Origin of the sequence: Agromyces sp. NPDC058484 (assembly GCF_042720415.1) — a bacterium.
In the GTDB taxonomy this organism is placed as follows: domain Bacteria; phylum Actinomycetota; class Actinomycetes; order Actinomycetales; family Microbacteriaceae; genus Agromyces.
This window is the reverse complement of record NZ_JBHXMP010000004.1, coordinates 54,221-67,154: the sequence shown is the minus strand read 5'-3', so window position 1 is coordinate 67,154 and position 12,934 is coordinate 54,221. Positions and strand designations below refer to the sequence as shown.

12 protein-coding genes are annotated in these 12,934 nt (G+C 69.1%); 2 read left to right on the top strand and 10 right to left on the bottom strand.

Going from position 1 to position 12,934, the window contains the following annotated elements:
• Positions 1 to 2: 2 nt before the first annotated feature.
• Entirely contained in the window at positions 3 to 1,007 is a 1,005-nt protein-coding gene (gene ctlX, locus ACFWN7_RS04855; protein WP_376937601.1) for a citrulline utilization hydrolase CtlX, read from the top strand.
• Here ctlX and ACFWN7_RS04850 read toward each other — a convergent pair.
• The 5 genes from ACFWN7_RS04850 to ACFWN7_RS04830 all read right to left on the bottom strand — a co-directional run bounded on the left by ACFWN7_RS04850 (position 968) and on the right by ACFWN7_RS04830 (position 4,764).
• Positions 968 to 2,278, bottom strand: coding sequence for a citrate synthase (locus ACFWN7_RS04850; RefSeq protein ID WP_376937600.1), 1,311 nt, complete (start codon positions 2,276 to 2,278; stop codon positions 968 to 970). The genes ctlX and ACFWN7_RS04850 overlap by 40 nt on opposite strands.
• A gap of 155 nt (positions 2,279 to 2,433) precedes the next feature.
• Positions 2,434 to 3,549 (bottom strand): succinyldiaminopimelate transaminase, encoded by a 1,116-nt coding sequence (gene dapC, locus ACFWN7_RS04845; RefSeq protein ID WP_376937599.1) that lies wholly within the window; start codon positions 3,547 to 3,549, stop codon positions 2,434 to 2,436.
• Between the two features lie 2 nt (positions 3,550 to 3,551).
• On the bottom strand, positions 3,552 to 3,872 hold the full coding sequence (gene fdxA / locus ACFWN7_RS04840) for a ferredoxin (protein ID WP_376937598.1): 321 nt from the start codon (positions 3,870 to 3,872) through the stop codon (positions 3,552 to 3,554).
• Between the two features lie 38 nt (positions 3,873 to 3,910).
• On the bottom strand, positions 3,911 to 4,321 hold the full coding sequence (locus ACFWN7_RS04835) for a hypothetical protein (RefSeq protein WP_376937597.1): 411 nt from the start codon (positions 4,319 to 4,321) through the stop codon (positions 3,911 to 3,913).
• Positions 4,318 to 4,764 (bottom strand): hypothetical protein, encoded by a 447-nt coding sequence (locus ACFWN7_RS04830; protein WP_376937596.1) that lies wholly within the window; start codon positions 4,762 to 4,764, stop codon positions 4,318 to 4,320. The genes ACFWN7_RS04835 and ACFWN7_RS04830 overlap by 4 nt, the downstream gene beginning before the upstream one ends.
• 147 nt (positions 4,765 to 4,911) lie before the next feature.
• Between ACFWN7_RS04830 and ACFWN7_RS04825 the strand changes: the two genes are divergently transcribed.
• Entirely contained in the window at positions 4,912 to 5,727 is an 816-nt protein-coding gene (locus ACFWN7_RS04825) for an enoyl-CoA hydratase/isomerase family protein (RefSeq protein WP_376937595.1), read from the top strand.
• A 63-nt stretch (positions 5,728 to 5,790) separates the two neighbouring features.
• On the opposite strand, the gene ACFWN7_RS04820 is transcribed toward ACFWN7_RS04825, so the two are convergent.
• The 5 genes from ACFWN7_RS04820 to ACFWN7_RS04800 all read right to left on the bottom strand — a co-directional run bounded on the left by ACFWN7_RS04820 (position 5,791) and on the right by ACFWN7_RS04800 (position 12,688).
• The gene (locus ACFWN7_RS04820) at positions 5,791 to 6,672 is read right to left on the bottom strand and encodes a M23 family metallopeptidase (protein WP_376937594.1); all 882 of its coding nucleotides are present in this window, start codon (positions 6,670 to 6,672) and stop codon (positions 5,791 to 5,793) included.
• 223 nt (positions 6,673 to 6,895) lie between these two features.
• Positions 6,896 to 8,818, bottom strand: a complete 1,923-nt coding sequence (gene typA / locus ACFWN7_RS04815; protein WP_376937593.1) for a translational GTPase TypA — start codon at positions 8,816 to 8,818, stop codon at positions 6,896 to 6,898.
• A 225-nt stretch (positions 8,819 to 9,043) separates the two neighbouring features.
• Positions 9,044 to 10,813, bottom strand: a complete 1,770-nt coding sequence (locus ACFWN7_RS04810) for a dipeptide ABC transporter ATP-binding protein (RefSeq protein WP_376937592.1) — start codon at positions 10,811 to 10,813, stop codon at positions 9,044 to 9,046.
• Positions 10,810 to 11,769: an ABC transporter permease gene (locus tag ACFWN7_RS04805; protein ID WP_376937591.1), complete on the bottom strand. Its 960-nt coding sequence runs from the start codon at positions 11,767 to 11,769 to the stop codon at positions 10,810 to 10,812. Before ACFWN7_RS04805 ends, ACFWN7_RS04810 begins: the two co-directional genes overlap by 4 nt.
• Positions 11,759 to 12,688 carry an ABC transporter permease gene (locus ACFWN7_RS04800; protein WP_376937590.1) on the bottom strand — a complete coding sequence of 310 codons (930 nt, stop codon included), beginning with the start codon at positions 12,686 to 12,688 and terminating at the stop codon, positions 11,759 to 11,761. Before ACFWN7_RS04800 ends, ACFWN7_RS04805 begins: the two co-directional genes overlap by 11 nt.
• Between the last annotated feature and the right edge of the window lie 246 nt (positions 12,689 to 12,934).

The following is a 12,934-nucleotide window of genomic DNA, read 5'->3' as shown; positions in this document are numbered from 1 at the left end:
CGATGTCCGTCCAAGCGCCTTCCGCGGTCGTGATGGTGCGGCCCCACCACTTCACCCCCAACACCGCGACCCTCGCCGACAACGCGTTCCAGGCCGGCGCCGCGGGTGCCGACCCTTCGGAGGTCGCGGCGGCCGCATTCGAGGAGGTCACGCGTGCGGCATCCGCCCTCGAGGATGCCGGCGTCACCGTGCATCTGTTCGAGGACGAGGCATCCGACCGCCCCGACAGCGTGTTCCCCAACAACTGGATCTCGACGCACTCCGGCGGCCACATCGCCCTCTACCCGATGTACACGCCGAATCGGCGCCGCGAACGTCGCAGCGACATCGTCGAGACGTTGAAGGCCATGTACCGGGTACAGGACGTCATCGACTACTCGGGCCTCGAGTACGACGATGTCTTCCTCGAGGGAACCGGGGCGATGGTGCTCGACCACGAGGGACGGATCGCCTACGCGGCGCGCTCGAATCGTGCCGATCCGGTGGCGCTCGAGCGGTTCTGCACGAACTTCGGGTACGAGCCGATGGTGTTCGACGCGGTGGACGCGCAGGGCGTGCCGGTCTACCACACGAACGTGCTGATGTGCGTCGGTTCCGAGTTCGCCCTGGCCGGGCTGGACCTGGTCGTGTCGCCGTCACGCCGGGCGGAGATCGCCGACCGGCTCGCCGGTCGCGGCCGCCGGGAGGTCGTGCCGCTGTCGGCCGCGCAGGTCGCCGAGTTCTGCGGCAACGCGATGGAGCTCTGCGGACGTGAGGGCCGCGTGCTCGCGCTGTCGCGCCGAGCATTCGACGCGTTGCTGCCGACTCAGCTCGCCGTCATCGAGCGCACTGCGACCGTGCTCCCGCTCGACGTGCCGACGATCGAGCTCGCCGGCGGGTCGGTGCGGTGCATGCTCGCGGGCGTGCACCTCGACCCTCGGTCGCCGCGCCCCGTCGCCGGCGAGGCGATGCCGGCCGCCGAGCCGGTTCAGGCGCCGGGGTACCTGCGCTCGGGCGCGCCCACGTAGAGCTGCTGCGGGCGGCCGATCTTCGTCTGGGGATCGAGGTTCATCTCGCGCCAGTGCGCCATCCAGCCGGGCAGGCGGCCGATCGCGAACAGCACCGTGAACATGCGCGTCGGGAAGCCCATGGCCTTGTAGATGACGCCCGTGTAGAAGTCGACGTTCGGGTAGAGGCGGCGCTCCTTGAAGTAGTCGTCTTCGAGGGCGATCTGCTCGAGCTCCTTCGCGAGGTCGAGCAGCGGGTCGTTCACGCCGAGGCCGGCGAGCACCTCGTCGGCGGACTCCTTGACGAGGCGCGCACGCGGGTCGTAGTTCTTGTAGACGCGGTGGCCGAAGCCCATGAGCTTGACGCCGTCCTCCTTGCGCTTGACGCGCTCGACGAACTTGGCGACGCCCTCGCCCGAGTCGCGGATGTCGGCCAGCATCTGCAGCACGGCCTCGTTCGCCCCTCCGTGCAGGGGTCCGGAGAGCGCCTGGATGCCCGCCGAGATCGAGGCGTACAGGTTCGCGCCCGTGGACCCGACGAGGCGCACGGTCGACGTGGACGCGTTCTGCTCGTGGTCCTCGTGCAGGATGAGGAGCCGGTCGAGCGCTTTGGAGAGCACCGGGTCGATCTCGTACGGCTCCGCCAGGTTGCCGAAGTTCAGGCGCAGGAAGTTGTCGACGAAGCTCAGCGAGTTGTCGGGATAGAGGAACGCCTGTCCGATGCTCTTCTTGTGCGCGTAGGCCGCGATGACCGGGAGCTTCGCCAGCAGGCGCACCATCGTGAGCTCGACATCGTCGTGGTCGTGCGGGTTCGAGGAGTTCTCGTAGAACGTCGAGAGAGCCGAGACGGCGCTCGAGAGCACCGACATCGGGTGGGCGGTGTGCGGCAGCGCGGAGAAGAACCGCTTCAGGTCTTCGTGCAGCAGGGTGTGGCGGCGGATCTTCTCGTCGAACTCGCCGAGCTGGTCGGCGGTGGGCAGCTCGCCGTAGATGAGGAGCCACGCGACCTCGAGGAACGTGGAGTGCTGGGCGAGCGCCTCGATCGGATACCCGCGATACCGGAGGACGCCCTCCTCTCCGTCGATGTAGGTGATCTCGGACTGCGTGGACGCGGTGTTGACGAACCCGTAATCGAGTCCCGTGAGTCCCGTCTGCCGAGTGAGCGTCGACAGGTCGATGCTCGAGCTTCCGTCGACCGCCTGACGGATGGGGAACTCCGCGGTGCCGCCCGGGAAGGTGAGGGTGGCGGCTGCGGGATCATGCCCGGCCGCCTGGTTCACGACGTCGCTCACGGCGCCTCCTGTGATCGTCACTTGCGCGGTCACCTGCTTTCCGATCGGGGCCGAAGGTGGCCGCGGTCCGGATACAGCCTAGACGCGCTCGGGGCCCACTGTTGCATCCGCCAAGAGATCTGGGCGGGTATTGGGGGAATGCACAGGGTCGCCGCTCAAGCGGTGGAACCGGCCCGCAACCGCGCCGCCGCCGCCGAGATCCGGTCGTCGGGCGCGGTGAGGGAGAGCCGTACGTGCTCGGGAGAATGCACCCCGTAGAAGTGCCCGGGCCCCGCCAGGATGCCGAGATCGGCGAGTCTCGCGATCGAGTCCCACGCCTCGCGCCCCTCGGTGGCCCAGAGGTAGAGGCCCCCCTCGCTGCGGTCGATCCGGAAGCCGGCCGCCTCCAGCGCGGGTCGGAGGATGTCGCGCCGCGCGCGATAGCGCGCCTTCTGCCGCCGCACGTGCTCGTCGTCGCCCAGCGCCGCGACCATCGCCGCCTGGAGCGGCGCCGGGAGCATCAGGCCCGCGTGCTTGCGCACGTTCGTGAGCCTCGCGATCGATTCGCGGCATCCGGCGATGAAGGCCGCACGGTAACCGGCCATGTTCGACTGCTTCGAGAGCGAGTAGATCGCGAGGGCATGGTGGGTGTCGCCTCCCGTGACCCGCGGGTCGAGGAGGCTCGGCACCGGCTCGTCGCGCCACGGGCCGTCCCAGCCGAGCTCGGCATAGCACTCGTCGCTCACGATGACGGCGCCGAGCTCGACGGCCCGAGACCGCGCCGCACGCAGTTCGTCGATCGAGAGCACCCGGCCGTCGGGGTTTCCGGGCGAGTTCAGCCACACCAGCCGAGTCTCGGCGGGCCATTCGTCGGGATCGTCGGACGCGAGCGCACGTGCACCGGCGAACAGGGCGCCCATCTCGTACGTCGGGTAGGCGGCGCGCGGGTGCACGACGACATCGCCCTCGCCGAGACCGAGCATGAACGGCAGCAGTGCCACGAGTTCCTTAGAGCCGATGGTCGGCAGCACGGATGCCGCGTCGAGCCCCGTGACGCCCCGCCGCCGCGCGAACCAGTCGACGATCGCCGCGCGCAGCTCGGGAGTGCCGACGGTCTGCGGGTACGCGTGGGCGTCGGTGGCACGTGCGAGGGCGCCCTGCACCACCTCGGGAGTCGGGTCCACCGGGGATCCGATCGACAGGTCGGCGATACCGCCGTCGTGCGCCTCGGCGCGCGCACGATACGGCGCCATGAGGTCCCAGGGGTAGTCGGGAAGCGCTCCGAGCGCCATGCTCAGTGCACCTGGGGCGGCAGAGCGGCGATGACGGGGTGATCCTTCGGGATCACGCCGATCTTCGCGGCGCCGCCGGGCGAGCCGATCTCGTCGAAGAACTCGACGTTGGCCTTGTAGTAGTCGGACCACTCGTCGGGCAGGTCGTCTTCGTAGTAGATCGCCTCGACGGGGCACACCGGCTCGCACGCGCCGCAGTCGACGCACTCGTCGGGGTGGATGTACAGCGAACGTTCACCCTCGTAGATGCAGTCGACGGGGCATTCGTCGATGCAGGCGCGGTCTTTGACGTCGACACACGGCAGGGCGATGACGTAGGTCACGGTGGCTCGCTGTCCTTTCGGAAGACTGGACTTCCAGTCTATGCGGCCCCGGCCTTCCCTGGGCGCCCCGCCGGGAGCCGCGGCCAGGCCACGACGAGCACCGCGATGAGCGCGGGGCCGACCGCCCAGACCGTGCCGGTCACGTCGCCCGCGACGAGCACGCTGCCGCCGAGGCCCGGCAGCGTCAGGAGCGCGACGACGCCGACGACGCCGATGGCCGCGCCGGCCGCGGCGAGTCGACCGCCCGCGACGAGCCGGAGCCCCACCAGGAGTGCGAGCACGCCGATGAGCGCCGCGACGAGCCCCCAGGGGATGACGACGTCGCCGATGCGGAGCTCGTTGCGGTGCCCGATGGTCGCGACCGCGCCGTAGCCGATGCCGACCAGGAGCGCGAACGCGAAGGCGCCCGCGCTCGCGGCCCGGCCCGTCGGTGCGACGGCGCCGCTCACGGCTGCGGCGTGACCGTGTACGTGACCGTCGAGCCGTCTCCGGCGAGGAGCACGAGGTACTCGGCGTTCGAGTAGACCTTGGCGCCCACGCCGCCACCCGCCACGGTCGTGTCTTCCGTGAAGCCGGCGCCCTCGAGCTCGGTGGCCGCCTCGGCCACCGGGTCCGACGCCGACGAGGTGATGATGACGACCCATCCCTCGACGCCGCCGGCGCCCGCGGAGAAGCTGACGTCGCCGTCGACGAGGGGAACCGACGCGGGGAACCCCTCGGGCAGCTCGCCGTCGACGTTGACCTCGCCGCCGGTGGCGCCCTCGACCGCGTCCTCGACTCCCTGGCTCACGAGATCCTCCACCGGGTTGCCGATGCAGCCGGTGAGCAGCGCCACGGAAAGGCCGGCGATCGCGACGACGGTCGCCGCCCGGGTCGTGGTCAGGGTCGACATGCGAACTCCTCTGAGAAGTGGGTTGCGATGGACGCGGGCACGCGGCATCCGCTTCGAGTCGGAGTCTACCCGTCGGTTCTCAGGGCGTCGCCATGGCGTAGCGTGGGTCGCGGTGCGGCCCGGGCCCGCCGGAGAGGATCGATGACGATGTCGGATGCCGCCCCCACGAGCCACCCTGAGGATTCCGCCGTGCGGGTCGAACGCGACGGCGATGTCGCGATCGTCACCATCGATCGGCCCAGGTCGCTGAACGCCCTCTCGGCATCGGTGCTCGCAGAGCTCGAGTCCGCATTCGAAGCGCTGGCGCAGGAGGACGGCGACGTGCGGGGCGTGCTCCTCGTCGGGGCCGGCGGCAGGGCGTTCGTCGCGGGCGCCGACATCCGCAGCATCGCGTCGCTCTCGCCCGAGGAGGCCGCCGAGGTCTCCCGGCTCGGCCACCGTGTGGCCGCAGCCGTCGAGGCGCTGCCCGCGCCGGTGATCGCCTGCGTCGACGGCTTCGCGCTCGGCGGCGGCCTCGAGCTCGCACTCGCGTGCGATCTCATCTTCGCCACGGATGCCTCGAGCTTCGGCCAGCCCGAGGTGAAGCTCGGTCTCATCCCCGGCTTCGGCGGCACGGTGCGACTCCCGCGTGCGATCGGCGCGGCGCGGGCGAAGGAGCTCATCTACTCGGGCCGGCGCATCGGCGTCGACGAGGCGGTCGCCGCGGGGCTCGTCGCCCGCCGCTTCGCCGACCGCGACGCGCTGCTCGAGGGCGCACGCGCGACCATCGCCGAGATCGCCGCGAACTCGGGCACCGCCGTCGGGATCGCGAAGCAGGTGCTCGTCGCAGCGGCCGGCCGTCCGACGGATGCCGCGTCGCAGCTCGAGGTCGACGGGTTCGAGGCGGCCTTCCGCACCGATGACATGCAAGAGGGCGTCGCCGCGTTCATCGAGAAGCGCGAGCCCAGGTTCGGCGGGGCGTGAGCGACCGAGCCCGAACGAGTCGAGAACCCGAGCTCGCGACGGAGCCCGCGCTCACGCCTTCGATCAGCCGATGCGCTCGCTGAGCCAGGCGAAGCCGTCGAAACGCTCGCCGTCCTCGCCGAACATCTCGAGGTGGAGATGCGGACCGGTCGACTGCCCGGTCGAGCCGACGAGGCCGAGCTCCTGGCCCGCGCTCACCTGCTGCCCCTCGACCACCTGGAGCGAGCCGTACTGCATGTGCCCGTAGGAGCTCGTGATGAGCTCGCCGCCGATGTTGTGCTGCACCTCGACGTTGACGCCGAGGCCGCCGCCGTTCTCGGTCGCGAGCACGACCACGCCGTCGGCGATCGACATCACCGGCGTCCCGTTGCCGGGGTTGAAGTCGATGCCGTCGTGGTAGGTCGAGCAGCCGCCGCACGGCGCCGATCGTGGACCGAAGCCCGAGGCGATCCGATCGATGCTCACGACGGGCCACACGATCAGGCCGGACTCGACCACCGAGACGCTGCCGACACCGGCGACTTCCGAGACGACCGGGGGCGGAGCGGCTTCGACCGCGTAGGACCCGGCTGCGAGCGGCGCGAGCGCGGCTTCGCTGCCGACCTGGATGGTCTGGGGTGCGTGCGAGATCGTGTCCCCGACCGGTGCGTACACGGAGGCGCGGGCCTCGGCGTCGGTCGCGGTGATCGCGAGCGCGGGCACGCTCGTGGCGAGCATCATGCCGCCGACGAAGGTCATCGCCAGTGCGGAGAAGGCCGGGCGAACCGACCGCGGGCGCGCGGGCTTGCGGAACGCGGGCGCGGTCGTGTCAGTCGCCGGCGTCGCGCGCACGGCGGAGTGGCGGGCGGTATCACGGCTCGTGCGAGCGGAATCGCGGGTGGATCGGGTGCGGAGTCGGCGAGGGGTCTTGGGGGCGGCGCGGCGGCCGTGCTTGGGGGAAGTCATGCAGGTGCGTTACGTATCCAGTCGGGGGTTCTCGAGGCCATCTCGTCGGGCTTCCTGAGACAACCTCGGCTACGGTACGCACCGAATCTGGGAGAAACCTCCGTTACCCGATCGTGATGTTCGATGCTCGGAGCGCAATCCCCTTGCGTGACGCGCAACGAACCGAGCGGATGCCGCGGGCTCACGCACGCGACATCCGCTCGGTGTCGGAAGAACCCGCCGGTCAAGCCTGCTTCTTGAGGCGCGACACCAGGCGCGCCCGAGCCGTCTGATCGAGCTCCACCTTGCGGATGCGCACCTTCTCGGGGGTGACCTCGACGCACTCGTCCTCGCGGGCGAACTCCAGGCACTCCTCGAGCGTGAGCTGGCGCGAGGGCGTCATCGACTCGAAGGTGTCGGCCGTCGACGAACGCATGTTCGTGAGCTTCTTCTCCTTGGTGATGTTCACGTCCATGTCGTCGCCCCGCGAGTTCTCGCCGATGACCATGCCCTCGTAGACCTCCTCGGTCGGGTTCACGAAGAAGGTCATGCGCTCCTGCAGGGCGATGATGGCGAACGGCGTGACGACGCCCGCGCGGTCGGCGACGATCGACCCGTTGGTACGCGTCGTGATGGTGCCCGCCCACTCGCCGTAGCCGTGCGAGATCGCGTTCGCGATGCCGGTACCGCGGGTGATCGTGAGGAACTCGGTGCGGAACCCGATGAGGCCGCGACTCGGCACGACGAACTCCATGCGCACCCAGCCGGTGCCGTGGTTGGCCATGTTGTCCATGCGGCCCTTGCGGGCCGCGAGCAGCTGCGTGATCGCGCCGAGGTACTCCTCGGGGGCGTCGATCGTGAGGTGCTCGTAGGGTTCGTGCACCTTCCCGTCGACGGTCTTCGTGACGACCTGGGGCTTGCCGACGGTGAGCTCGAAGCCCTCGCGGCGCATCTGCTCGACGAGGATCGCGAGGGCCAATTCGCCGCGCCCCTGCACCTCCCACGCGTCGGGGCGCCCGATGTCGAGCACCCTGAGCGAGACGTTGCCGATGAGCTCGCGGTCGAGGCGGTCCTTCACCATGCGGGCGGTGAGCTTGTGTCCCTTCACCTTGCCGACGATCGGTGAGGTGTTCGTGCCGATCGTCATCGAGATCGCGGGGTCGTCGACGTGGATCGCAGGGAGCGGCTGCACGTCCTCGGGGTCGGCGAGCGTCTCGCCGATCGTGATCTCCTCGATGCCGGCGACGGCGATGATGTCGCCGGGCCCCGCCTCCTCGGCGGGGAAGCGGTCGAGCGCCTTCGTCTTCAGGAGCTCCGTGATGCGCACGTTCGAGTGGGAGCCGTCGTGACGCACCCATGCGACGGTCTGGCCCTTTCTGATCCGCCCGTTGAAGACGCGGAGCAGCGCGAGGCGGCCGAGGAACGGTGACGCGTCGAGGTTGGTGACCCACGCCTGCAGCGGCGCGTCGTCGTCGTAGGTCGGCGCGGGGACGTGCTGGAGGATCGCCTCGAAGAGCGGCTCGAGGTCGTCGCTGTCGGGAAGGCTCCCGTTCGCGGGCTTCACCGTCGATGCACGCCCGGCCTTGCCGGACGCGTAGACGACGGGGACGTCGAGGATCGCGTCGAGGTCGAGGTCGCCATCCGTGCCGGCAGACGCAGCGTCGTCGGCGAGGTCGCTCGCGAGGCCGAGCAGCAGGTCCTGGCTCTCCGCGACGACCTCGTCGATCCGCGCGTCCGGCCGGTCGGTCTTGTTCACGAGCAGGATGACCGGCAGGCGCGCCTCGAGCGCCTTGCGCAGCACGAAGCGGGTCTGCGGCAGCGGGCCCTCGCTCGCGTCGACGAGCAGCACCACGCCGTCGACCATCGAGAGACCGCGCTCGACCTCGCCGCCGAAGTCGGCGTGGCCGGGCGTGTCGATCACGTTGATGGTGACCGACCCGCCGTTCGCGTGCGCACCGCGGTACTCGACCGCCGTGTTCTTCGCGAGGATCGTGATGCCCTTCTCGCGCTCGAGCTCGTTGGAGTCCATCGCGCGCTCGTCGACGTGGGCGTGCTCGGCGAACGAGTGGGTCTGCTTCAGCATGGCGTCGACGAGCGTCGTCTTGCCGTGGTCGACGTGGGCGACGATCGCGACGTTGCGCAGGTCGTGGCGGATGGCGTTGGCCATGGTGGTTGGTCCTCGGGGTGCTGTGGTCACGTGGCACCGACGCGGCCCGGGGCGGGCGGCGCGGCGGCAGCGCGGGAAGCGCTGGTGTGAAGGTCTGTGGGATCGCACGAAGCCGGCTCGCGGCGCGCGCCATCCCAGCCTACCGTGCGCAGCAGCGGTTCGGCTGGGAACGACGAGCGCCCGGCATCCGCGTGAACGGATGCCGGGCGCCGATGGAGCGAGCGGCTACGCGCCGAGCTCGATGTTCGCCCCGGGGATCGCCGCGAGCAGGTCGCGGGTGTACTGCTCCTTCGGGTTGTCGAAGACCTCCTCGGTCGTCGATGCCTCGACGATCTTGCCGCGCTGCATCACGCAGACGTTGTCGGCGATGACGCGTACAACGGCGAGGTCGTGGGTGATGAAGAGGTACGTCAGCCCCAGCTCGGCCTGCAGGTCGGCGAGCAGGCGCAGGATCTGCGCCTGCACCAGCACGTCGAGCGCGGAGACCGCCTCGTCGAGCACGACGATCTCGGGCTTCAGCGCCAGCGCACGCGCGATGGCGATGCGCTGACGTTGCCCGCCCGAGAGCTCGTTCGGATACCGGCCGATCAGCGTGCGCGGCAGCGACACCTGGTCGAGCAGTTCGTAGACGCGTTCGCGGCGCGACGCCCTCGTGCCGAACTTGTGCGTGAACAGCGGCTCGGCGATCGTGTTGCCGATGTTGCGCAGCGGATTGAGCGAGCCGTACGGGTCCTGGAAGACCGGCTGCATACGGCTGCGGAGGTCGAAGAGCTCCTTGCCGTGCGTGGACTCGAGATCTTTGCCGCCGACGATGATCTTGCCGCTCGTGGCGTCTTCGAGTTTCAGCAGCATCTTCGCGACGGTCGACTTGCCCGAGCCCGATTCGCCGACGAGCGCCGTGGTGGTGCCCTTGGCGATCTGGAACGAGACGTCGTCGACCGCGGTGAACTCACCCGCGCCGCGGATCTTGAACACCTTGGTCAGGTTCTCGACGACGATCGCGGGCGGGGCGGATGCCGCAGCCGCGAGCGCCTCGGAGCGGGCCTCGGCGGTGGCGATGAGGTCGATCGCGTCACCCGCCGCAGCGGCGGCGCCGGATTGCATCGACGACTCGGCGGCGTGGACGCTGCCGGTCGACTGGATCCGCCGCGACGCGAGGCTCGGAGCCGCGGCCACGAGCCGCTGCGTGTAGGGATGCTGCGGATGCTGCAGGATCTCGATCGACGGACCGGACTCGACGACACGGCCCTTGTACATGACGACGAGCTGCTCGGCGCGCTCGGCCGCGAGGCCGAGGTCGTGCGTGATGAAGAGCAACGTCGTGCCGAGCTCGCGGGTGAGGGACTCGAGGTGGTCGAGGATCACCCGCTGCACGGTGACGTCGAGCGCCGACGTGGGCTCGTCGGCGATGAGCAACTGCGGATCGGCCGCGAGTCCCATGCCGATCAGAACGCGCTGGCGCATGCCGCCCGAGAACTGGTGCGGGAACTGCTTCAGGCGCCGGTCGGCGTCCTGCAGACCGGCCTGCTTCAGCACCTCGATCGCGCGCTTCTTGATCTCCTTGCGCCCGGTCGCGATGCCGTTGGCCTTGATGCCCTCCTCGACCTGGAAGCCGATTGACCACACCGGGTTGAGGTTCGACATCGGGTCCTGGGGGACGAAGCCGATCTTGCGACCGCGGATCGACTCCATCTCCTTCTCCGAGGCCTTGGTGAGGTCTTCGCCGTCGAGCAGGATCTGGCCGCCCGAGATGTGGCCGGTGCCGGGCAGCAGGTTGATGATCGCGTGCGCGGTCGTCGACTTGCCCGAGCCCGACTCGCCCACGATCGCGAGGCTCTGACCCCGGTACAGCGTGATGTTCACGCCGTCGACGGCCTTCACCACACCCTCCTGGGTGTTGAATCCGACCTGCAGGTCTTTGATCTCGAGGAGCGGACGTTCGTCACGGTCGGTCATGGAGTACTGCACATCGCTTCGCTTCACCGTCTCGCTCATCGCTGGGCCCTCGCCTTCGGGTCGAGGGCGTCGCGCACGACCTCGCCGAGCATGATGAAGCTCAGCACGGTGACCGACAGCGCGATCGACGGAAGGATCAGCGTCTGGGGTGCCGTGCGCAGGTCGAACTGCGCGGCAGAGATGTCATTGCCCCATGACATCGTCGACGACGGCAGGCCGACGCCGAGGAACGACAGGGTCGCCTCCGCGACGATGGCCGACGCCAGCGAGATCGTCGTGATGACGATCACGGGAGCGATCGAGTTCGGCAGCACGTGACGGAGCAGAATGCGGAACCGGGACACGCCGAGCGCCGTCGCCGCCATCACGAAGTCGGCGTTCTTCACCCTGAGGATCTCGGCTCTCAGCACGCGCGCCGTCGCGGGCCAGGCGAAGATGCCGATCGCGAGTGAGATCACCCACACGTTCGCGTACTGCGACAGCACCGACATGACGACCACGGCGGCGAGGATGTAGGGGATCGAGAAGAAGATGTCGCCGATGCGCGAGAGCACCGAGTCGAGCCAACCGCCGTAGAAGCCGGCGAAGGCGCCGAACACGATACCGAGGAACGCCACGAGGAACGTCACGATGAGGCCCACCGACAGCGATGTCGACGTGCCGTGGATGATGCGCGAGTAGATGTCGCAGCCCTGCTTCGTGAAGCCGAGCGGATGCCCCGGCGCGGGGCCGCCGTTGCTGTTCGCGAGCTGGCAGTCGCTGTTCGGCGGCGTCTGGGTGAACCAGTAGGGGAACAGCGCGACGACGATGACGAGCAGGATGAGCGCGGCCGAGATCCAGAACATGGGCCGCTTGCGAACGTCGGCCCAGGCGTCTCGCCACAGGTTGGACGGCTTGCCCTCGGCCTTGACGGTGTCGACGGCGACGAGCGGCGTCTCTTCGATCGGCGCGACGTAGTGCTGTTGATCGGGTCTGGTGTTGATGTTACTTGGCATAGCGGATCCTCGGGTCGAGCACGGCGTACAGCAGATCGATCAGCAGGTTCACGATGAGGTAGATCAGCACCATGACGGTCACGAAGGCGACGACGGTCGGGTTCTCGCCCCGGATGATCGCCTGGTACACCGTGCGACCGACGCCCGGCACGTTGAAGATGCCCTCGGTGACGACGGCGCCGACCATGAGCACGCCGAAGTCGACCGCGAGGTACGTGACGACCGGGATCAGCGAGTTGCGGAGGATGTGCACCGGCACGATCCGAGTACGTGAGAGGCCCTTGCTCGCGGCGGTGCGAACGAAGTCCTGTCCCTCGGTCTCGATGACCGACGCCCTCGTCAGTCGCATGATCTGGGCGAAGCTGCCCGTCGCCAGCACGATGGCCGGGAGTATCAGGTCCTGGGTCGGGGCGCCGGTGCCCACGGTCGTTCTGAACCACCCGAGCTGGATGCCGAAGATGAACTGCGCGACGAAGCCGACGACGAAGATCGGGACCGAGATGAGGATGAGCGCGACGACGAGCGAGCTCGCATCGAAGATGCCGCCCTTGCGAAGGCCCGAGACGAGACCGACCGTGATGCCCGCGATCATCAGGAAGAACACCGACATGGCAGCGAGGCGCAGCGTGACCGGGAAGGTCTGGGCGAGGATCTCGGTGACCGGCTGCCCCGAGAAGGAGACTCCGAGGTCACCACGGAAGATGTTGCCGAGGAAGATGAAGTACTGGACGATGAACGGCTTGTCCAGGTTGTAACGCTCGCGGAGTTGCTCGAGGACCGCCGGCGGCGGGGTCTTCTCACCGAAGAGCGCGACGACCGGGTCGCCCGGCATGGCGAAGACCATGAAGTAGATCAGGAAGGTGGTGCCGAGCAGCACGGGGATCGCTTGCAGCACTCGGCGCACGATGTAGCCGGCCATGGATCAGGCCTCGCGTTTCGTGGATGTTGACATGTCGAAGAAACCTCACCGTTGGGGAGTTCGTCCACACGATGCTACGCCGATCGGGTGCGCACCGGGGGATACGTGGGAGTGGGGGGGCCGCCCGGACCGACGCGGGCCCACCGCCGCGGAGGAAGATAAACACCCGCACCCCCGCGACGTAAAATAAAGGACCGGGTGGTTTGTTATTGTTGGGGGGCGGGGGGGCAGGCGCCCACACCGGAG